The organism is Desulfoscipio geothermicus DSM 3669, assembly GCF_900115975.1.
GTDB classification, from domain to species: Bacteria; Bacillota; Desulfotomaculia; order Desulfotomaculales; family Desulfallaceae; genus Desulfoscipio; species Desulfoscipio geothermicus.
The window spans coordinates 25227-45424 of record NZ_FOYM01000031.1 but is presented as its reverse complement, the minus strand read 5'-3'; the positions used below and the strand labels follow the sequence as shown (position 1 = coordinate 45424).

Genomic DNA, 20198 nt, shown 5'->3' with positions numbered 1-20198 from the left:
ATATTAAAAAGTTATGTTTTTAGGTGAGCCCAGAGGGAAAAGCCATGTACTGTAAATAAGGCGCCGAAGGGAAGCCTTGACAGACGGGCCCCGGCGCGTGTTACACTTGCAATTCAGACGGGCTTGTATCTAAGTGTATGTTTCCTGGAGCCGCCCGTCGGTAATTAATAATCAACACGCGCAGGGTGGATGTCAAGGCCGCCGGTCCGTCATGTTGAGGATAAGCTTCATGTTAAATTGCTTACGTAAAAAACTGTGAAAAACAAAGAAAAAGCGCTTAAATCACTGTCTAATTTATCGGGGGAAGACCATGCCTGCATGGCATCGTTCTTTGGGACGCTGAAACGCGAATTAATCTATGGCAGCCGCAGGTGATAGAAATGGATCGGATCATACTAAATATCAAGGAACTGATAACCGTTCGGGGCATGAATGTCTACCTGGTGGGCGGTTACTTGCGTGATAAAATCCAGGGCCGGGCGGCCGGTGACGTGGACCTGCTGGTGGAGGGCCGGGCGAAAAATCTGGCACTGGAATTAGCCGAAAAGCTCTCCGGTACGCCGGTGCCCCTGGATGAAAGACGGGATATTCACCGGCTGATATTACAGGCGGGAGAGCAAACCGTTCAGCTGGATCTGGAGGGCATGCCGGAAGGTGGGCTGGTTGCGGACTTGCGAAGGCGCGATTTTACCATTAACGCCCTGTCGTTGCCCCTGGCCGCTTATTGTGGCGGATCATTTCTTGAAAACAGTGTTATCGACCCCCTGGGCGGCATGGAGGACTTGCGCAAAGGTATTATTAGGGCTTGCAGCTCCGCCGCCATTGAGGACGATCCCTTGCGGGCGCTGCGCGCCTTCCGGTTCTCGGCCGGGCTGGGGTTTGTCCTTGCGCCGGACACTTTGCAGCTTATCCGGCACATGCGCCGGCCTATCACCGTGTGTGCCGGAGAAAGAATCCGGGATGAGCTGTTTGCCATTTTACATAAAGCGTCATCGTCCATTGTCAGGCTGATGAATGGTCAAACGACTTTGCTGGAGCAGATTTTTCCCGAGATTGTGCCCCTGAAGGGACTGCAGCAGGGGGGATATCATGTGGACGACGCCTGGGAGCACAGTCTGAAGGCGCTGGAACGGTTTGAGACGCTGGTGCCGGGAACACCCGCGGGCAGGGAAGGGGTAACAAAGGCCGCGAAGGGCGGTCGAACCCAGTTAACGGGAAAGACCATTACCGCGGGCGGCGAGGATAGGGACGTTACTGTCGCCCGGTTTGGGCGCGCCTTTTTATCCGGGTTGCCCGATGGTGTACGCAATGGCCTGCAAGAATACCTGGCGCAAAACATTACCCGGGGCCGTTCCCGCCTGCCGGTGCTGAAGCTGGCTTGCCTGCTGCACGATGTCGGCAAGCAATTTTGCCGTGAATACGCGGGCAACGGCAAGTACACCTTTTACGGGCATAACCGGGCCGGTGAGCCCGTGGCCCGGTCGGTGGCCCAAAGGCTTAAACTGAGCAAGCGGGAAGGGGAGGTTTTGGCCACGCTGGTGGGGCAGCATATGGACCTGCTTTTTCTTTACAAGTCGGCTCCCGTCACACCAAGGGCCGTGCGCCGGTTCTTTCGGCGGGCCGGACGGGAAGCCCCGGGGCTGTTGCTGCTGTCCCTGGCGGACGTTGCCTCCAGCCGCCTGGCCTCCGGGCAGGTGGAGGCAGCCGCTGCTTATAATAAATTTATCGCTGACATGTTGCATAAATACTACAACCAGGGCCACCTGTATGTATCTCCGCCACGGCTGCTTGACGGGGCGGAGGTTTGTTCCCTCCTGGGTATAAAACCATCGCCCCTGGTGAGACGCGTGCTGGAAGCGCTGGCGGACGCCCAGGCGGAAGGGGTGGTGCAGACCGGGGCGGAGGCGCGGGAGTTTGTTCGGCGATGGCGGGAGGGCGAGAAAAAACAATGAGTTTTTCGGGTAGAAAGGGGTAAAAGGGGACAGGCACCGTAAAAGGGGACTGCGTAAAAGGGGACAGGCACCGATTCACAAAACGAATCGGAGCCAGTCCCCTTTTACCGGAGCCAGTCCCCTTTTACGGAGCCAGTCCCCTTTTTACAGTCTTTTTCTCAGGGGTTATTATTCATTACAATCAGCGTTTAAGGGCCAGTTCTTCCATTTCATCCACCAGCCGGGCAAATACGTCAAGTCCTTCCTGTACCGGCTGCGGCGTGGCCATATCCACCCCGGCTGTTTTCAGCAGGTTCAGCGGGTAGTCCGAGCCGCCCTTTTTCAGGAAGGCCAGGTAGCGTTCCACCGCCGGCGCACCCTCTTTCAACATCTGCCTGGTCAGGGCCGCGGCTGCGGAAAACCCGGTGGCGTATTTATAAACGTAAAATGCCGTGTAAAAGTGGGGAATGCGGGCCCATTCCATGTCCACTTCTTCATCCACCACCATTTCAGGCCCGTAATAATCCACGTTGAGCCGGCGGTATATCTGGCATAGCAGGTCGGCGGTGAGGGCTTCCCCGGATTCCACCTTTTCATGAATGATTTTTTCAAACTCGGCGAACATGGTTTGCCTGAACACGGTGCCGCGGAACTGCTCCAGGTAATGGTTGAGCAGGTAGAGCTTTTTGTCCCGGTCGGTGACGGTATTCAGCAGGTGGTCCATCAGCAGGGATTCGTTGACCGTGGAAGCCACCTCGGCGGTGAATATGGTGTAGTGGGCATAAATATAGGGCTGCTCCCTGAAGGAAAAATAAGAGTGCATGGCGTGCCCCATTTCGTGGGCCAGGGTGAAAACGTTATTCAGGTTGTCGTGGTAATTCATCAATATGTAGGGATGTACTCCGTAAGGGCCCCAGGAATACGCTCCGCTGGTTTTCCCTTTGTTTTCGTAAACATCCACCCAGCCCTCAGCCAGCCCCCGGCTCATGGTTTCCAGGTATTCGCCGCCCAGGGGGGCCAGCCCCCGTTTGACCGTTTCCACGGCCTCGGGGTAGGGGATGGCCCATCGCACATTCTCCACCACCGGGGTGTACAGGTCGTACATGTGCAGCTCATCCAGCCCAAGAAGTTTCTTGCGCAGGCTGACATAACGGTACATGGCCTGCAGGTTGCGGCGCACCGTCTGGATCAGATTGTCGTAAACCTCGGGCGGAATGTTGTCGGCAAAGAGTGCGGCCTGCAGCGCCGAGGGGTGTTTGCGCACCCGGGCATAAAACGTGTCTTTTTTTACATTGGCGCCGAGGGTGGCCGCCAGGGTGTTGTTGAATTTGCGATAGGTGCTGTACATGGATTGGAAGGCGTCCCGGCGCACCCGCCGGTCACGGCTTTCCATCAACCGGATGTACCGGCCGTGGGTGACCTCCACTTCCCGGCCTTCTTCATTTTTTATGGGCGGGAAAGTGAAGTCAGCGTTGTTGAGCATGCGAAAAATATTGGCCGCGGCCAGGGTTACTTCCTCGGCCTGGGCCATGATTTGCTCTTCCCGGGCGGACAGGGTGTGGGGCTTGTGCCGGAAAATGTCTTCCAGGGCGAACCGGTAAAGCTCCAACCCGGGTTCCTCCCGCCGGAAATGCTCCAGTGTTTCGGTGGGGATTTGGAGGATTTCCGGCACGAAAAAGGAAACCGCCGTCTGTACCCGGGCGCTTAATGATTCTGCCCGGTCAGTATAGGCCTGGTATGTAGGGTTGGTGTTGTTTTCGTCCCGCCGCATCCGGGCATAGGTATAAACCTTTTCGCTGAGCTCGCTGAGGCTTTCCCGGGCCTGCAGCGCCTGCAGCAAGGTTCGGGCCGACTCTCCGAGCCGGCCCCGGTAAGCCTCCACTTCGCCGGCCATTTGCAGCGCTTTTTGGAAGTCCTGCTCCCACAGTTCGTCGCCGGCATAAATATCTTCCAGGCGCCATTTGTACTCGGCAGGGATCTCCTGCCGGGCGGGTAACTTTTTGGTTTGCAAAACATAATCCCCCTTGTTGTAAATTCACCGGTTTTACGCGTTCACTTAATATTCTATCTTTATTACTCCAATTTTAAAAAGATTATAATTCTATAACTGAAGCTATGGTAATATTTATGTTAAAATAATGGCAAAATCATTAAATGTCAACCTGTTAACTAATTTAAAAAAGAAGGTGAAAAAATGCACAGTGCCATTGCAAAGGCGATTGAATTGAAGTACTCACCGGTGGCAGTGCTCTGGACCAATGAGAAACCGGAAGGTGCTTTGCAGTTCAAAGAGGGACGCTGGGGCTGCGTGGTGGCCATGCTCCGGGCCGCGGCCACCGGCAAAACAGCAGTGTTTGACCGGAAAACTTTCGGCTGCATGGGCGGCGGTACCGGTCTGGGTTTCGGCAACCTGTACGAAAATTTTCCCGGGGGCATAGAAAACTTTTATAGTTTCCTGTCCAACGGGAACAAAGAATTCTGCCGGACGGAGATGGGTAAAAATATCGTGCGCAACATGCCCGCGCTGGAACACGGGGAGAGATACGTAAAAACTCCGCAGCTGACGGCCAAGTTCGTGGAGGCGCTGCCCATGCGGGACGTGCCGGCCGAATATGTCGTGTATAAACCCCTGGAGCAGGTGGAAGATAACGAAGAGCTCAAAGTGGTGGTGTTTTTGGCCAACCCGGACCAGTTGTCCGCCCTGGTGGTGCTGGCCAACTATGCCCGGGAAGCCGGCGTTCACGTTATTGCGCCCTTTGGTGCGGGCTGCCACCAGACCTGCTTGTTACCGTACAGTGAAGGGGAAGAGGAAACCCCCAGGGCCATCATCGGCCTGACCGACATTTCGGCCCGCAAGCAGGTTGACAAGGATATTCTTTCCTTTGCGGTGCCCTACAAGATGTTCCTGGAGATGGAGGATAATGTGGCCGGCAGCTTCCTGGAAAGGGAGGAATGGCAAAAAGTGCTGGAGCGGAACCGGTAACCCGGAAAAAAAGAAGGACAGGCAGGCAAAAAAGGGGGTCAGCAGGCAAAAAAGGGGACAGGCACTTTTTTCAAAAAGCGAAAAAAGAGCCAGTCCCCTTTTTTGCCAGTCCCCTTTTTTATTTTTGTTACTGTTATAAAGATGTTATAATTAGGTCAATACTTTACCGGATGGCGAGGTTAAACCTTTGAAAACGTTTGGGTTGTTTTTAATCATTTCCATGCTTACCCGCAACCCGCTGCTGGCGCTTTTGATCATAGTCCTGATCTATGTTTTTATAGACCGCAGCTTTATCGGCATTTTACCCGATTTTGCCGCCCCGCTGCGACAGCGGCAAAGAATGGCCCGGCTGTTGCGGGAAATTCAGGCCAACCCCCATAATGCCAACGCCCAGTTGGAGCTCGGCGAGTTGTATTTTATGCAGGGGCAGTACCGCCGGGCCGTGGAGTATTTGCAAAAAGCCCTGGTAAAAATGGACGATTCGGCTCTGGTCCGGTTTTACCTGGGCGCCTCTTACTACCACCTGGGGCAAAAGGAGCAAAGCCGGGTTGAACTGGCAGAAGCGGTAAAGTTAAACCCCCGGGTGGCCCACGGTTATCCCTACCTTTACTTGCTTAAACACGGACCTGCCCGGGATGATGACCGCACGGAAGAATTCATTGAGGATATCTTCCGCTATGGTTCGGTTAATACATTTTTCGCAGCGGCCAAATATTTCAAGCAGGTGGGCCGGCCGCGCAGGGCAGCCCGGTTTTTCAGCGAAGTGCTGGATATTTATCGGTTGTCCTCACCAACCATGCGCCGCCGGTACCGGAAGATGGCCCTTTATGCCAGGTTGTTCGGCGGACGGAAGTAGCGCAGGCCGGTATGCCGGGGTTGCAAACCCCGAAGCCGGGTGCGGTATGTTGCTTGCGTGCTCCTTTATAACGCTCATGCACATTGCTGTTGGTTTTAGATTCAAAAAGTAAAACGGGGGCTGATAAGCTTTGTCAAATATTAGTATGTCCGGAATAGTGAAAGAGAGTGTGGTGGACGGGCCGGGGTTCAGGCTGGTGATATTCACCCAGGGTTGTCCGAGGCATTGCCCGGGCTGCCATAATGCAGACCTGATACCCGCGTCGGGCGGACGGGAACTGACCCCCGGTGAATTGCTGGAGGTTATCAGAGACAATATTACTCCGCTCACCCGGGGAATTACTTTTTCCGGTGGCGACCCCTTGATGCAGGCGGAGGCGCTGGCCGGGGTATTGAAGTTGGTACGGGAAGAATGGCCGCAGTTCGATATTTGGGTATACACCGGGTATACCTTTGAGGAGGTTCGGGACTGGCCGGTTATGCAGTATATTGACGTACTGGTGGACGGGCCTTACGTAGAAAGCCTGCGGGATATCTCCCTGGCCTTCCGTGGCTCATCCAACCAGCGGATTATAGATGTCAAAGTCTCTCTGGCCTCCGGCGGAATTAAATTAGTACACTTTGATTGATAAACTAAACAGGAAACAGAATAGCTACAATATTTACTGATGACTGACCACTGACCACCGACAACCAATTTGACCATTGACGACCTGTTACGCACATTTTCCCTCCCTGTTGCATAAAGTGGGTTAGGGCTTTTTCTATACCGGCTTTATGATACCGGAAAGGAGGGGTAATAACATGTTCACATACACCGTTAAACCGGGGGATACGCTGGCTGAAATTGCCGCGCGGTTCGGTACCACCGTGCAGCAACTGGTGGCAGTGAATAACATTGCCAACCCCAACTACATCCGGGTGGGGCAGAAATTAATGATTCCCACCGGGGTTGTCACTCCCGGTCAACCGGGAGAAGGCGCTTATGACACCAGGATTGTCGACGGCCTGCGCTACGAACTGCGCACCGACCGCCGGCGCTACCGGCGTGGGGACCGGGTGCTGATCACCTTTAGAAAGTGCAATATCTCCGGCCGCAACATTAATTTATATTATAGCACCGGGCAGCGTTTTGACATTGTGGCCCTGCGCAACGGCCGGGAGGTCTGGCGCTGGTCCGACGACCAGTTTTTCACCCAGGTCGAAAGCAGGGTGGTTCTGCAACCCGGGGAGTGCCAGACTTTTAATGCCACCTGGGACCTGCGGAACAAACAGGGAAATTACGTGGCCTTTGATGACTTCACCCTTCGGGCTTTCAACATGGCCCGGGAACTGCGCAACTTTTCCGTTGATACGGTTATTCAGGTAGTGCGCCCGGGGGAAATGCCGCCCCCTCCGGCCCAGGTGCCCTGTCCCAAAACCAACATGCTGCGCGACCCGGGCATTGAGCAGTGGGCCGACCGGTATACACCCATTGTCTGGTCCGGTACCAACGTGTTCCGCACCAGGGCTGCACATTCCGGCAATTACGCGGCTGAACTGGGGGCCGACCCGGATCGTAACGCGACGCTGTCGCAAAGACTGTACGCCGAGCCCGGACGCATTTACCAGATTACTTTTTGGGGCATGGAGCATGTGCGTCCCGGCAGGACCGGCAATTTTATATTGGAAGTGGAAATACTTGTCTATAATAGTGCAGGTAGGTATATAGGCAGAGTGGACCCGACCTTCAGCCCCCGCAGTTTGCCGAACACCACTTACCAGGAGTATTCGTTTTCCACCGGGGTATTGCCGCGCGGCACCGACCAGGTGGAATTGCGTTTTGTGTTCCGGCCCGGCACGGGCAACGACAACAGCGTGCGTATTGATGATGTGGTGATGACCTGCGTGCGGTGATACGGGCATGAAGAAAAAAAGGGACAGAAAAAAAGGGGACTGGCTCCTTTTTCGCATTTTGAAAAAGGTGCCTGTCCCCCTTTTTTTTCCCGATTCGTTTTGTGAATCGGTGCCTGTCCCCTTTTTTTAATGTCCGCAGGTGCTGCAGCTGGAGGAACTGCAACCGCTGCAGCCGCCGCCCCCGCCGCCGGCCACTTCGGTGCCGCCGGCGCTTTTCTTGCTGAACCCCGACATGACCCTTTTCGGTCCGGTTGTCGAACATTCCGGGCACTGCAGGCCTGTGCCGTTTTCGCCCATGGAACATAATTTTTCAAAACGGTGTCCGCATTTATGACAACGGAATTCGTAAATCGGCATAGTATATGCACTCCTTTCCTTAATTTAATTTATGACTTGCGGCTTTCTCTGTCAAGAGTGTAATTACTTTTTACGCCTTTCTTGCAGGGATTGTCGGTAAATGCAGTGAATAGTTAATAACATTATTACCTGCGTTAACACGTATATTACATCCGATATTGGGGGCATAAACAATGCGGATAACCTTTTACGGCGCGGCCCGGACGGTAACCGGTTCCTGTCATGTTGTGGAAGCGTCCGGCAAGAAAATAATGGTCGATTGCGGCATGTTTCAGGGTCCCCGGTTGATCCGGGAGCGCAACTACCAGCCCTTTGCCGTGATTCCGTCTTCCATCGACTTTCTGCTGCTCACGCACGCCCACATTGACCACAGCGGCCTGGTGCCCAAACTGTTCAAGCACGGCTTCAACGGCCGGGTGCTGGCCACCAACTCCACCGTGGACCTGCTGGAGGTTATGCTTCCGGACAGCGGCCATATCCAGGAAATGGAGGTTGAGCGTTTAAACCGTAAAGCGCGGCGGGCGGGCAGGAAACTTGTCAATCCCATTTACACTGCCGAAGATGCTTATCGTTATGTACAAAATCTTGAGCGCGTCAAATATGATCAAATAATCAGTCTGGATGAAAACATTTCGGTACGGTTTGTCGATGCCGGTCATATCCTGGGCTCCGCCATCCTGGAAATGTGGGTGCGGGAAGGGTCCCGGCAGACCAAACTGGTATTTTCCGGCGACCTCGGCTCGGCCGGCAAGCCTTATGTCAAAGACCCCACTGTAATAAACGAAGCCGACTACCTGGTAATGGAATGTACTTACGGAAACCGGCTGCATCAGGATAAGGGAAACAGGCTGGAAAAGCTGAGAGAGGTTATTGAGGAAACATATAACAAGGGGGGTAATTTGATTATCCCCGCCTTCGCCGTGGAGCGCACCCAGGATTTGCTCTATGATATCAACTTGCTGATGATCAAAGGACAGATGCCGCCCATGCAGGTGTTCATTGACAGCCCGATGGCGGTTGCGGCGACCGAAATATTCAAGCGACACCTGGATCTTTTCGATAAGGAAACCACCGACCTGATTTCAGCCGGGGACAACCCGCTGACCATGCCGGCGCTGCATTTTTCCCGCACGGCGGAAGAGTCCATAGCCCTAAATAATGTCAAGGGCGGTGCCATAATACTGTCTGCCAGCGGCATGTGCGACGCCGGGCGCATTAAGCATCACCTGAAGCATAACCTGTGGCGTCCCGAGTGCACAGTGCTGTTTGTTGGCTACCAAGCTCCCGGCACCAAAGGGCAGCGGTTGCTCAGCGGGGTGCCTTCCATTCGCATCCACGGTGAGGAAGTGGCTGTAAAGGCTGATATCCGGAACATTGACGGGTACTCATCCCACGCCGATCAGCAGGAACTGCTGAACTGGTTGAATTCCTTCAAACAAAAGCCCCGGCGTGTTTTCCTGGTGCACGGCAGCCCCGAGGCCCTGCCGGTAATGGAAACGCTGGTGCCCGATAAAACCGGGATTGATGCTTACGCCCCGACTTGGCAGGAAAGCATTGAGTTAACGCCGGGAACGGTGTTCAGTTCCGAAGACCTGCAGCGGGCTTACGAGGCAGTGGCGGCCAGAATGGAAAAATTTATCCATTCATCGCCCGACAGCGCCGATTTTGAACGGGTGATGAAACAGCTCAAGAACTTGGAAAGTGTTTTGAATAAAACTTTGGAAAGTTGATATCTAAATTGATAGGATTCAGACAAAATATGAGAAAAGAATTCAGGAGTTATTATTCCGAGTTCTGTATTCTCCAAAGTAACATGTTTTTACACTGAAAAAACATAATAATAAAAATATAACTGTCTTTGTCAGAAAGGAATGTAGCCATGAAAGCTGGTTTCCTGCTTAACCGGCGCGGCGACCTGGCTTACCTGACCATACCTTTATTTTCGGCCACCGGTCTGGTGGCCCACGCCTTCTCCACCCGTTTGGGCGGGGTCAGTCCGGCGCCTTATGATTCACTGAACCTGGGCTTCCATGTGGGAGACGATCCCCGCCATGTCCTGGCCAACCGGCGGCTGGCCTGCGGGGCTTTGGGCATCGATGCCGGCCGGCTGGTGGCGGGCCGGCAGGTGCACGGCGACCGGGTGGTGACGGTGGACGCCGCCGAAGCCGGAAGGGGCGCCCGGTCCGAGGAGGATGCCCTGCCGGAGGTGGACGCCCTGGTAACCGCCGCTCCCAATGTTCCACTGTCCAGTTATTACGCCGATTGCGTGCCGCTTTTTTTTCTGGATCCGGTGTGCCGGGTGGCGGCCCTGGCCCATGCCGGCTGGAAGGGCACAGTGCTGCGCATCGGCGCCAAAACAGTGCGACATATGGAGCAATATCATGGCTCCAGGCCCGGGGATGTCCTTGCAGCGGTTGGGCCGTCCATCGGCCCTTGCTGCTATGAGGTAGATGCGCCGGTAATGGAGGCTGTTAACAAGTGTTTGCCGAACGCGCAAGGTCTGGCGCGGCCCGGCCGGCCGGGGCGGTGGTGGCTGGATTTACGGGAAGTGAACCGCCGCATCCTGCTGGAGGCAGGTATCAGGCGGGCAAATATAACCGTGGCTGGCTATTGTACCGCCTGCCGAGGCGAATTGTTTTTTTCCTATCGCCGGCAAAAGGGGCGCGCGGGCCGGATGGCTTCATTAATAATGCTGAAATAACATTCACCGGGGGATGATGTGAAGTGCCCAGGATACTGGTTGTGGACGATGAAAAGAACATTGTGGAATTGATCAAGTTTAACCTGGAGCGGGAAGGATTTCAGGTGTTAACGGCATATGACGGCCAGGAAGCGGTACGGCAGGCGCAGGAAATGAACCCCGATTTAATTATTCTTGACGTCATGCTGCCCATTATGGACGGGTTGGAGGTCTGCCGCCGGCTGAACCGAAATACGGCCACCCGGAATATCCCCATTATTATGCTCAGCGCCAAGGGCGATGAACTGGATAAAATACTGGGACTGGAAATCGGGGCCGATGATTACGTGACCAAGCCCTTCAGTCCCAGGGAACTGGTGGCCCGGGTCAAGGCCAGGCTGCGCCGGCTGCAGCCCGGAGAAGACGAAAAAGGGCGGGCGGATGAAGGAAACCGGCTGGCGCTGGGCCGCCTGGTGATCGACCAGGACCGTTTTGAAGTGCTGGTGGACGGCGAGCGTCAGGAACTGACGCCCAAGGAGTTTGAGTTGCTGCGCTTTATAGCTACCGAACCGGGACGGGTGTTTTCCCGGGAACACCTGCTGGAAAAAATTTGGGGTTATGATTTTGCAGGGGATTCCCGGACTGTGGATGTGCATATTCGACACCTGAGACAAAAACTGGAAAAATATCCCGGCATGCCGCAATATATTGAAACTGTGCGAGGGGTGGGTTACCGGTTCAAGGAGGTGCCCAAGTGAGTATCTGGCGGTTTTTCCGGGGTATTGGCTGGCGTCCCGTGGCCAGTTATTTTTTTATGTTTCTGCTTTTTTATGCCATTTTGGAACTGTACGCCGTGCAGAGAATAAATATCGGCGGAGCCATTGCCGTTTCGCTGCCGCTGGCGGTGGGCCTGGCCTGGGTGCTTTACCGGCGGGTGATCAAGCCCCTGAACGAAATAACCAGGACGGCGCGGGATATTGCCCGGGGTAATTTTTACCGGCAGGTGAATATTTCTTCCCGGGACGAGATCGGCGATCTGGCCAGAAGCATCAATGACATGGCAGCCCGGCTGCGGGCCACCATTGAGGAAATTACCGAAGAGAAAAACCGGGTGCAGACGATATTGAACAGCATGACCGACTGCGTGATAGCGGTGGACCGGGATGGGCGCATCATCATGGTGAACCCGGCGATGGAGTCCATGTTCGGTATAACCCGGGAAGAATGTGTCGGAAAATCCACAGTAGAGGTAATTCGCAATTTCGACCTGGACAACATTTTAAAAAAAGTGCAGGCCGGCAATAAGCCGCAAACCCGGGAGATACAAATCATATCCCCCGAGCCGCGGATTTTTCACTTGCGTATCGCTCCGCTCAACAGCAGCAGTCAGGGCGGCGCGGTGGTTTTGCTGCGTGACGTTACCGAAAGGAGAAACATGGAACAGATGCGCAGCGAGTTTGTGGCCAATGTGTCCCACGAACTAAGGACGCCGCTCACTTCGATTCGCGGTTTTGTGGAAACCCTGCTGGAAAGCGGTACCGACGACCCGGAAATGACCAGGCATTTTCTGGGGATCATCGCCACCGAGACCAGGCGTTTGTCCAAGCTGGTGGAAGAATTACTGGATCTTTCCAAAATCGAGGAGCGCCGGGTGGTGCACCGGTGGCAGCGGGTGGAAATCCCGGCGCTGGTGGACCGGGTGCTGGCGGTGTGTGGCAGCCATGCCGAGGAAAAACAAATCAACATCAAGGCCAATTTTCCATCCCGCCTGCCGCCCCTGTTCGGTGACCCGGATATGCTGGCCCAGGTACTGATCAACCTGCTGGACAACGCCATCAAGTATACCCCGCCGGGGGGAAGTGTGACGGTCAGTGCTTCGGTGGAAAACGATGAAATCAGGCTGGATGTGGCGGACACCGGTGTGGGCATTCCCGCCGAAAGCCTGCCCCGCATATTCGAACGGTTTTACCGGGTGGAGAAAGCCCGTTCCCGGGAACTGGGCGGCATCGGGCTGGGGTTGGCCATTGTCAAGCACATCATCAAGGGTCACGGGGGACGGGTGGATGTCAAAAGCACCGTGGGCAAGGGGACGGTTTTTTCTATATTTTTGCCCATGGATAACCCCACGGTGGAAAACAATGCCCGCTCTTAATATAAAGTTAACAATGCTCTAACATGACCCTAATTAACTGCTGGTACAATGTTTGAAGCATGAATCAATGATGGAGTGGCTGTGGCATATGGAAAATAAAATTTCGGTGCATAATTTAAACCTGTTTTACAAGGATTTTCAGGCGTTGCGCAATATCAACCTGGAAGTGGCCGGCAATTTGGTTACCGCATTGATTGGTCCTTCGGGTTGCGGTAAGTCAACCTTTTTGCGCACCTTGAACCGCATGAACGACCTTTACGATGGCGTGCGGGTGGAGGGAAAGGTTTTGCTGGACGGGATCGACATTTACAATGATCGGTGTGACGTGGTCACCCTGCGCAAGAGGGTGGGCATGGTTTTTCAAAAGCCCAACCCCTTTCCCATGTCGGTATACGATAACGTGGCCTTCGGGCCCCGTATTCACGGCATCAAAAATCGCCGGCAGTTGGATGAAATAGTGGAAATGAGCCTGCGCGCGTCAGCCTTGTGGGACGAAGTCAGCGACCGCCTTCGTCAACCCGCCCTGGGCCTGTCCGGCGGTCAGCAGCAGCGCCTGTGTATCGCCCGGCTGCTGGCGGTGGAACCCGACGTGCTGCTCATGGATGAGCCCACTTCAGCGCTGGACCCCATTTCCACCCTGAAGGTGGAGGAACTTATCCAGGTGTTGAAGCAGGATTACACTATAGTGATTGTGACCCACAACATGCAGCAAGCGGCCCGGGTTTCCGACTACACGGCGTTTTTCCTGACCGGTGATCTGGTGGAGTATGGCGCTACGGGCGATATATTTACCGCGCCGAAAGATCAACGCACCGAAGATTATATAACCGGGCGTTTCGGCTAATACTTGGGGGTGTTTGGATGAGTGCCAGATCTAACTTTGATCGAACGCTGAAAGAAATACAGCAAGACATCCTGCGATTGGGCAGTCTGGTGGAACAGGCGGTATACGATTCTGTCCAGGCGCTGGTCAAACTGGACGTGGCCCTGGCCGCCCAGGTGATTATGGGCGATGAAATGATTGACGAGTTGTACATGCAAATCGAGGAGAAATGCGTGCGGGTGATTGCCACGCAGCAACCCATGGCCCGGGACCTGCGGGTGGCGGTGACCGGCATCAAAATTTTGCTGTCCCTGGAGCGGATGGGGGACCACTGCGTGGACATCGCCAGGGCCACCATGTGCCTGTCCGGGCACCCGTATACGGTCAAGCCCGTGCAGTACATTCCGGAGATGACCAATATTGTGCAGCAAATGGTGAAAGACGGGCTGGACGCCTATGTTAAAAGGGACGTGGAAAAAGCTGCTGAGATGTGCGCCATGGATGATGAGGTGGACTTTATTTTCAACCGTATCTTTCGTGAATTGATCGGTTGTATGAAAGAAGACCCGACCAATGTATATCAGGCATCTTACCTGCTTTATGTAAGCAGGTACATTGAGCGGATCGCCGACCACGCCACCAACATCGGGGAAGCCGTTATCTACCTGGTAACCGGCGAGAGGCATGAGTTGAATTAGAAAAAAAGGGGGACAGGCACCGATTCATAAAACGAATCGGAGCCAGTCCCCTTTTTTTTCTGCCCGCGATTTTTTATTTGTTTTTACTTGGTTTGCAGGAAATTCCCGTTTTACGGGGTACTTAATAATATATGCCTTGTTAGAATTCTGTATTCTAAAAAGACCGAGGTGTACGGTGTGGGCAGATACAGGGTTCGCCCCGGCCGGTTTGTTATCGCCCTGACTGTTATGATTTCCCTAGCTGTCTTGGTTGTTTGGGGTGCGTGGAGCACGCTGGCCTGGGCGAAGAATACCGTGCTGCTGAACTTTCTCGAAGTAAAATTCCTGACCCGGGATGAAATAAGGAAAACCACTGCTGTGGAAGGCCTGGTGATTCGAAAAGAGGAACCTGTCAAGGCGCCGGCTTCCGGTGAGTTGCGTTTGCTGGCGCAGGACGGCGAGCGGCTGCGGTTGGGGGCGCCGCTGGCGCAAGTACGCGGAGTGGAGGAAAAAACGGCGTGGAGCCCCCGGGCGGGCGTTTTTTGCACCCATCTGGACAGTCTGGAAAGTGTGCTGATTCCCGGCATGATTGACGTATTGGACATGGGAAGGGTTGAAAAACTAAGTAGCAGCAGCAGTCCCCAAACTGCAACCGGTGAGGTGGCAGCCGGTCAAATCATCGGTAAAGTGGTGGACAACCTTGACCCGGTGTTAATTTACATACGGGTGGACAACCCGGACCGGTACGCTGCCCGGTTGTTCGATAAGGGGGCGACGGTCAGTTTGCTCTGTGAAGGGCGGGAACTGACGGGTGTAATTACGGAAGCGCGGGTGACGGACAATGCCGTAAACATGTTCGTGGAAGTAGCCGAGTACCCGGAAAACTTTATCCACCAGCGGCGGGTGCAGTTGGAACTGGTCACCCGGAAAATTACCGGCTGGCTGGTGCCGGTCAATGCGATAGCCTTTAAAGATGGCAAGCCCGGTATTTACGTGGTGCATAAACAGATTGTCCGCTGGGTGCCCGTTACTGCCAGGAACCGCTTGAATGATAAGGTTGTCATCGGCGGTGACCATTTAAGTGAATCGGTGCGTTACGTAAACAACCCCGGCTGGGCCCGGGAAGGTGCCCGGCTGGACTTGTAGGGGATGATAATTTGGGTGTACGGGAAAACTTGCAGCAGGTACAGGAGAGGATTAACGCGGCTGCCGCGCGGGCGGGTCGCGATCCGGCACAGATAAAAATAATTGCCGTAACCAAACAGGTACAGGTCCCTGAAATCAAAGAGGTTGTGGACGCGGGGATTGTTGACCTGGGAGAGAACCGGGTCCGGGAAATGACGGGAAAAATGACCGAGCTGCCGCCGGAAGTACGCTGGCACATGATCGGCCACCTGCAGACCAACAAGGTGAAATACATAATGGGGCGAGTGGAATTAATCCATTCGTTGGACCGGTGGAACCTCGCCGAGGAGATCGACCGGCGCGCCGGTAAACTCGGCGTTAAAATGCCGGTGCTGGTGCAGGTCAATACCTCCGGAGAAAAGAGCAAGTTCGGGCTGAGTTCCGGCGAACTGCCAGATTTTCTGGCGGCCCTTGCGGATTTGCCGAATGTGGCGGTAAAGGGTCTGATGACCATAGCTCCCTATGTTGATAACCCTGAAGAGGTCAGGCCTTTTTTTCGGGAACTACGGCTTTTGGCCCAAAAGTTTAATTTAAAACACCTTTCCATGGGTATGACCAATGATTTTGAAGTGGCGGTGGAAGAGGGCGCCGACATGCTGCGCCTGGGCACAGTGCTCTTCGGTTCCCGCATATATTAAGTAAGTGTTCGAAAAGGAGCATGTAGGTACTAGTGCAGCACTTGAGCAAAGTTTGCCAAGTCGGGGTAGTCGGCTTTGGTGCCAGGTGTTGAAAGTTGAAAATCAAAGATTTTTCAACTTTCAACACCTGGCACCTATCAAGGCGGCGAAGGCATTTAAGGAAAGGGGACACACCCTTTTAGGGAATGTCCCCAATTAGAGAGCGGAGCGTAATATATAATACGTTAGCACCGCAAAAGCCGAGCCAACGTAGCTGGAAAGGTGCGCTATAAGCAGTTCCCTTAGCGCGCGCCTTTTCGAACATCCTCATTAAGAAGGGGTGGGCGATTTGTCAAGCAGGTTTATGGACAGGGTATTGACTTTTATGGGGTTTGAGGAAGAACCGGTGGATGAGGGCAGGGAGCAGGGGGAACATATTACCGAAGAAAGCAAAGGTTTACCGGCCAAGCCCAAAAAAAACAAAGGGCAGGTAGTGAGCTTGCATGCACAGCGCCAGATGCGGGTGACGGTGGTGGAACCCACCAGTTTTGACGATGTGCAAGGTATTGCGGACAATCTGAAAAACAGGCGGCCGGTCATTATCAACCTGGAACAGGCTGAGCCCGGTCTGGCCAAACGGGTGGTGGATTTCGTCAGCGGTGCCACTTACGCATTGGACGGCAGCATGCAAAAGGTGGGCAAGGGTATTTTCCTCTTTGTCCCCAGTAACGTTGATATTGAAAACGAGGCCGTAAATCAGGATAAGGATAAGGGTATTTTCGCCTGGATGAAATAGTGGATGAAAGGATGCTTGAATTATGCCTGTAGGGGAATACAACTTTGGGTTTATCGGGGGAGGTGCCATTGCGGAAGCCCTGGTGGCCGGGGTAACCGGTGCAGGGCTGGTGGCGCCGGAAAAAATCCGGGTCAGCGACGTCAACGCGGAGCGCAGGGAATATTTGCGGGAGAAATTAGGCGTGGCGGTTACCCCGGACAATACCGCCCTGGTTGCCGGGGCGGATATTGTTGTTCTGGCCGTTAAACCCTTTGTTATTGGCGAAGTGCTGGGTGAAATCGGGGGACAATTAAGCGAAAAACAAATAGTTATCTCTGTTGCGGCGGGCGTACCCACTGCATATATAGAAAAATTTTTCTCCGTCAATGTGCCCGTGGTGCGGGCGATGCCCAACACCCCGGCGTTGGTCGGTGCAGCGGCTACTGCGGTTTGCCGCGGTCGGTGGGCGACCGGGGAGCACCTGGAATTGGCCCGCGCCGTTTTCGGGGTTGTGGGCCGGGCGATACCGGTGCGGGAAGATTTAATGGACGCGGTAACCGGACTAAGCGGCAGCGGACCGGCATATATGTATGTTATAGCCGAGGCGCTGGCCGACGCCGGAGTGCGTGTGGGGCTGCCGCGCGATGTGTCCCTTACCCTGGCGGCCCAGACCATGCTGGGCGCCGCCCGAATGATCCTGGAAACGGAACGGCACCCCGGCGTGCTCAAAGACATGGTGACCACCCCCGGCGGAACAACCATTGAAGGACTTTTTGCTTTGGAAGAAGGCGGGTTACGCGCCGTCCTGGGGCGGGCGGTGGAAAATGCCTGCCGGCGGTCCCGCCAGCTGTCCGGCGACAACAACTAACCTAGCGGGGTGACTTATGAATATAGGTGCAACGACAGTAGTTTATTATGCCATTGAGGTATATACCTGGCTGATATTTATCCGCATCATTCTTTCCTGGGTCAGGGTAAATCCCTACCAGCCGGTGGTCAGGTTTATTTATGAAACCACCGAGCCGGTGTTGGGCTTTTTCCGGCGGATTATACCGCCCATCGGCATGATTGACATATCACCCATAGCGGCCTTTTTTGCTCTTAAACTGCTGGGCACATTGATTATCCGGTTGCTGCATTCTATCGGTATTTATTAAAGCTGCGGGGTGATCGAATATGAACCCTGGGAAGTTGCTGGATGCGGCAACCTCTCCGGAAGACAGGGAAATTCTGGCCCGGGCGCTGGATCATGCGGAAACGGCACTGAAAACCCACCGGCCTCAGGTTACCGACTTTTACGACCCTTATCGCTGCGGTTTGATTGCCCGGGTCGTGGAAACTTACCCCGACTTGGCGGTCCGGGTTGACGGTGGATATCCCGCGGCGGAACGGTCGCGGGTTTTGATTTGCCGGGATTACATGGATGGCGCGGCGGAGGATGCCTGGCTGTCATTTCTGGCGGTGCAGGGCAACTTTCGTTTTCAAAACGTCACCCACCGCGATTACCTGGGGGCGCTGCTCGGCCTGGGGCTGCGCCGGGAAAAGCTGGGAGATATCCTGGTGGGTGAAAACGGTGCCCAGGTTATTGTGGCCGCCGAGGTGGCCCCTTATATAACCGCCGGGCTTACCGCCGTGGGCCGGGTCGGGGTGACTGTACGGGAAATTGCCCGGGAAGAACTGGAGCCCCCGCCCCGGGAATACCGGGAAATCAAGGTTACAGTGCAGTCCCTGCGCCTGGATGCGGTGGCCGCGCACGGGTTCGGCCTGTCCAGAAGTAAAATGGCCCGGGAAATAGCCGCCGGCAAAATTTATTTGAACTGGCGTCCCCGCCTGGACCCTTCCGCCGCGGTCAAGCCCGGAGATGTGATATCGGCCCGGGGCCGGGGCCGGGTGGAAGTGGCGGAAACCGGCGGCCAAACCAAAAAAGGTCGCCTCAACGTGCTGCTGCGGCGGTACAGATAGCACCCTCCGGTGCCGGGTGTTGAAAGCTGAAAGTTAATGGTACACTTTCAACTTTCAACACCCGGCACCAAGGGTTGGGCAAGCAGCTTGCATTTTTTCGAATAAGCCTTCACGGAGGTGCTTTTTTTAACGTGCTCACTCCCTTGGACATACAGAAAAAAGAATTCAAACGCTCGTTTCGGGGTTATAACGAAGAAGAAGTGGACGGGTTTTTGGACCAACTGGTGCAGAGTTATGAAACCATTTACATGGAAAACCAGTCCTTGAAAGAAAAGCTGGAGGCCAGCGAAGCGGCCAGGGTGCGCTACCAGGAAATGGAGAAAACCATTAAAGACGCTGTCATCATGGCGCAAAAAAATGCCGAAGATTTACTGAAAAATGCCCGCAAGGAAGCCGGTGTGCTGCTGGAGGAGGCCCGGCTGCAGGCCGAAAAAATAATCGGCGAGGCTGAAGACAGATCAGGGCGCGCGCTGCAGGAAGCGCGGGAGCGGGCGCGGTACAGAATTGCCGAAGCCGAGGACCGGGTGCGGGCGATTATGGAAGAATACCGGTTTCTGGAAAAACAGGTGCACATGTTCCGGGTAAAATTCCGGTCCTTCTTGGAAGCGCAGCTCAGCTTGCTGGACGGCCAGGAGGAGGAAGCCCGGGAATTGATGAACAAAATCGGACCGGGCTGGCTGGAAGCGGCCACTGCCAAAACCGACCAGGAGGAAGAATCCCGGGATGACAGTGAGCCGGAGCAAGCAGCCGGCGAGAGCGCGTAGGCAATAACGACGCTTTTCGGGTGGTAATATGCTTGACATAAAAGAGGAAAAAGGCGGGGTCACCATCAAGGTACGGGTCCAGCCCCGGGCGGCGAAAAATCAAGTGGCCGGCGTTATGGACGGCGCTGTCAAAGTGCGCCTGACCGCCCCGCCGGTGGACGGCGCGGCCAACAAGGCCTGTTGCGAGTTTTTGGCCGGCCTGTTCGGAGTGCCCAAAAGCAATGTGGAAATAATCCACGGCCTTACCGGGCGCAATAAAACGGTCCGGGTGGCGGGGGTCTCCGCCGGTTTGGCACGGGACAAGCTGCAAGGTTGACTGCAGATTGTTTTTTGTATATAATTTTATATTGTTATAGTAAAAGCCGATGAGCGGGACGAGTAAGCGGTGACCTGTTCAGAGAGCCCGGGCCGGGGTGCGAACCGGGTACAGTAAAGCCGCCTGAAAATCACCCGGGAGGCGACGGCTGAAATCCGCTGGAGATTAAGCCGGTCCGGCAGCCGCCGTTAACGGTAATCAAAGAGGGTCCGGCTAAAAATGTGG

The 20198-nt window shown here is 54.8% G+C and carries 21 protein-coding genes and 1 other annotated feature (1 of these 22 only partly in view); of the genes, 19 read left to right on the top strand and 2 right to left on the bottom strand.

Annotation, left to right across the window (positions count from 1 at the left end):
• Window positions 1-380 precede the first annotated feature (380 nt).
• Complete coding sequence (locus BM299_RS15695; protein WP_092486534.1) at window positions 381-1952, top strand: tRNA nucleotidyltransferase/poly(A) polymerase-related protein; 1572 nt, start codon at window positions 381-383, stop codon at window positions 1950-1952.
• A gap of 181 nt (window positions 1953-2133) precedes the next feature.
• Here BM299_RS15695 and pepF read toward each other — a convergent pair whose 3' ends face one another.
• Window positions 2134-3942, bottom strand: coding sequence for an oligoendopeptidase F (gene pepF, locus BM299_RS15690; RefSeq protein WP_207545211.1), 1809 nt, complete (start codon window positions 3940-3942; stop codon window positions 2134-2136).
• Window positions 3943-4125: 183 nt separating this feature from the next.
• Here pepF and BM299_RS15685 point away from each other — a divergent pair, with 183 nt between their 5' ends.
• The 4 genes from BM299_RS15685 (at window position 4126) to BM299_RS15665 (ending at window position 7665) form a co-directional block, all read left to right on the top strand.
• Complete coding sequence (locus BM299_RS15685) at window positions 4126-4914, top strand: DUF169 domain-containing protein (RefSeq protein WP_092486529.1); 789 nt, start codon at window positions 4126-4128, stop codon at window positions 4912-4914.
• 187 nt (window positions 4915-5101) lie between these two features.
• Window positions 5102-5770 carry a tetratricopeptide repeat protein gene (locus BM299_RS15675; RefSeq protein ID WP_092486523.1) on the top strand — a complete coding sequence of 223 codons (669 nt, stop codon included), beginning with the start codon at window positions 5102-5104 and terminating at the stop codon, window positions 5768-5770.
• Window positions 5771-5900: 130 nt separating this feature from the next.
• A complete protein-coding gene (nrdG, locus tag BM299_RS15670; RefSeq protein WP_092486520.1) occupies window positions 5901-6398 on the top strand; it encodes an anaerobic ribonucleoside-triphosphate reductase activating protein in 498 nt (165 codons plus the stop codon).
• A gap of 175 nt (window positions 6399-6573) precedes the next feature.
• Window positions 6574-7665, top strand: coding sequence for a BsuPI-related putative proteinase inhibitor (locus tag BM299_RS15665; RefSeq protein ID WP_245779819.1), 1092 nt, complete (start codon window positions 6574-6576; stop codon window positions 7663-7665).
• 126 nt (window positions 7666-7791) lie between these two features.
• Here the strand turns inward: BM299_RS15665 and BM299_RS15660 are convergent, their stop codons facing one another.
• Window positions 7792-8022, bottom strand: coding sequence for an FmdB family zinc ribbon protein (locus BM299_RS15660; RefSeq protein WP_092486514.1), 231 nt, complete (start codon window positions 8020-8022; stop codon window positions 7792-7794).
• A 173-nt stretch (window positions 8023-8195) separates the two neighbouring features.
• Here BM299_RS15660 and BM299_RS15655 point away from each other — a divergent pair, with 173 nt between their 5' ends.
• The 14 genes from BM299_RS15655 to BM299_RS15590 all read left to right on the top strand — a co-directional run bounded on the left by BM299_RS15655 (window position 8196) and on the right by BM299_RS15590 (window position 19973).
• Entirely contained in the window at window positions 8196-9752 is a 1557-nt protein-coding gene (locus BM299_RS15655) for an MBL fold metallo-hydrolase RNA specificity domain-containing protein (protein ID WP_092486512.1), read from the top strand.
• A gap of 149 nt (window positions 9753-9901) precedes the next feature.
• The gene (gene pgeF, locus BM299_RS15650) at window positions 9902-10723 is read left to right on the top strand and encodes a peptidoglycan editing factor PgeF (RefSeq protein WP_092486509.1); all 822 of its coding nucleotides are present in this window, start codon (window positions 9902-9904) and stop codon (window positions 10721-10723) included.
• Window positions 10724-10746: 23 nt separating this feature from the next.
• On the top strand, window positions 10747-11460 hold the full coding sequence (locus BM299_RS15645) for a response regulator transcription factor (RefSeq protein ID WP_092486506.1): 714 nt from the start codon (window positions 10747-10749) through the stop codon (window positions 11458-11460).
• Window positions 11457-12854 carry a two-component system histidine kinase PnpS gene (gene pnpS, locus BM299_RS15640; RefSeq protein WP_245779818.1) on the top strand — a complete coding sequence of 466 codons (1398 nt, stop codon included), beginning with the start codon at window positions 11457-11459 and terminating at the stop codon, window positions 12852-12854. The genes BM299_RS15645 and pnpS overlap by 4 nt, the downstream gene beginning before the upstream one ends.
• Before the next feature lie 88 nt (window positions 12855-12942).
• Window positions 12943-13698: a phosphate ABC transporter ATP-binding protein PstB gene (gene pstB, locus BM299_RS15635; RefSeq protein WP_220427526.1), complete on the top strand. Its 756-nt coding sequence runs from the start codon at window positions 12943-12945 to the stop codon at window positions 13696-13698.
• A gap of 17 nt (window positions 13699-13715) precedes the next feature.
• A complete protein-coding gene (phoU, locus tag BM299_RS15630; protein WP_092486503.1) occupies window positions 13716-14375 on the top strand; it encodes a phosphate signaling complex protein PhoU in 660 nt (219 codons plus the stop codon).
• Between the two features lie 177 nt (window positions 14376-14552).
• Window positions 14553-15500, top strand: coding sequence for a biotin/lipoyl attachment domain-containing protein (locus BM299_RS15625; RefSeq protein ID WP_092486500.1), 948 nt, complete (start codon window positions 14553-14555; stop codon window positions 15498-15500).
• Between the two features lie 11 nt (window positions 15501-15511).
• A complete protein-coding gene (locus BM299_RS15620; RefSeq protein ID WP_092486497.1) occupies window positions 15512-16177 on the top strand; it encodes a YggS family pyridoxal phosphate-dependent enzyme in 666 nt (221 codons plus the stop codon).
• A 343-nt stretch (window positions 16178-16520) separates the two neighbouring features.
• The gene (locus BM299_RS15615; RefSeq protein ID WP_092486537.1) at window positions 16521-16952 is read left to right on the top strand and encodes a cell division protein SepF; all 432 of its coding nucleotides are present in this window, start codon (window positions 16521-16523) and stop codon (window positions 16950-16952) included.
• 22 nt (window positions 16953-16974) lie between these two features.
• Window positions 16975-17799: a pyrroline-5-carboxylate reductase gene (proC, locus tag BM299_RS15610; protein ID WP_092486494.1), complete on the top strand. Its 825-nt coding sequence runs from the start codon at window positions 16975-16977 to the stop codon at window positions 17797-17799.
• A gap of 16 nt (window positions 17800-17815) precedes the next feature.
• Window positions 17816-18088 carry a YggT family protein gene (locus tag BM299_RS15605; protein ID WP_092486491.1) on the top strand — a complete coding sequence of 91 codons (273 nt, stop codon included), beginning with the start codon at window positions 17816-17818 and terminating at the stop codon, window positions 18086-18088.
• 19 nt (window positions 18089-18107) lie between these two features.
• Entirely contained in the window at window positions 18108-18893 is a 786-nt protein-coding gene (locus tag BM299_RS15600) for a photosystem II electron transport protein, Sll1252 family (RefSeq protein WP_092486488.1), read from the top strand.
• Between the two features lie 131 nt (window positions 18894-19024).
• On the top strand, window positions 19025-19657 hold the full coding sequence (locus BM299_RS15595) for a DivIVA domain-containing protein (RefSeq protein ID WP_092486486.1): 633 nt from the start codon (window positions 19025-19027) through the stop codon (window positions 19655-19657).
• 28 nt (window positions 19658-19685) lie between these two features.
• Window positions 19686-19973 (top strand): DUF167 domain-containing protein, encoded by a 288-nt coding sequence (locus BM299_RS15590; RefSeq protein ID WP_092486483.1) that lies wholly within the window; start codon window positions 19686-19688, stop codon window positions 19971-19973.
• 40 nt (window positions 19974-20013) lie between these two features.
• Window positions 20014-20198 (top strand) — a binding site (T-box leader); it runs 70 nt beyond the window's last position.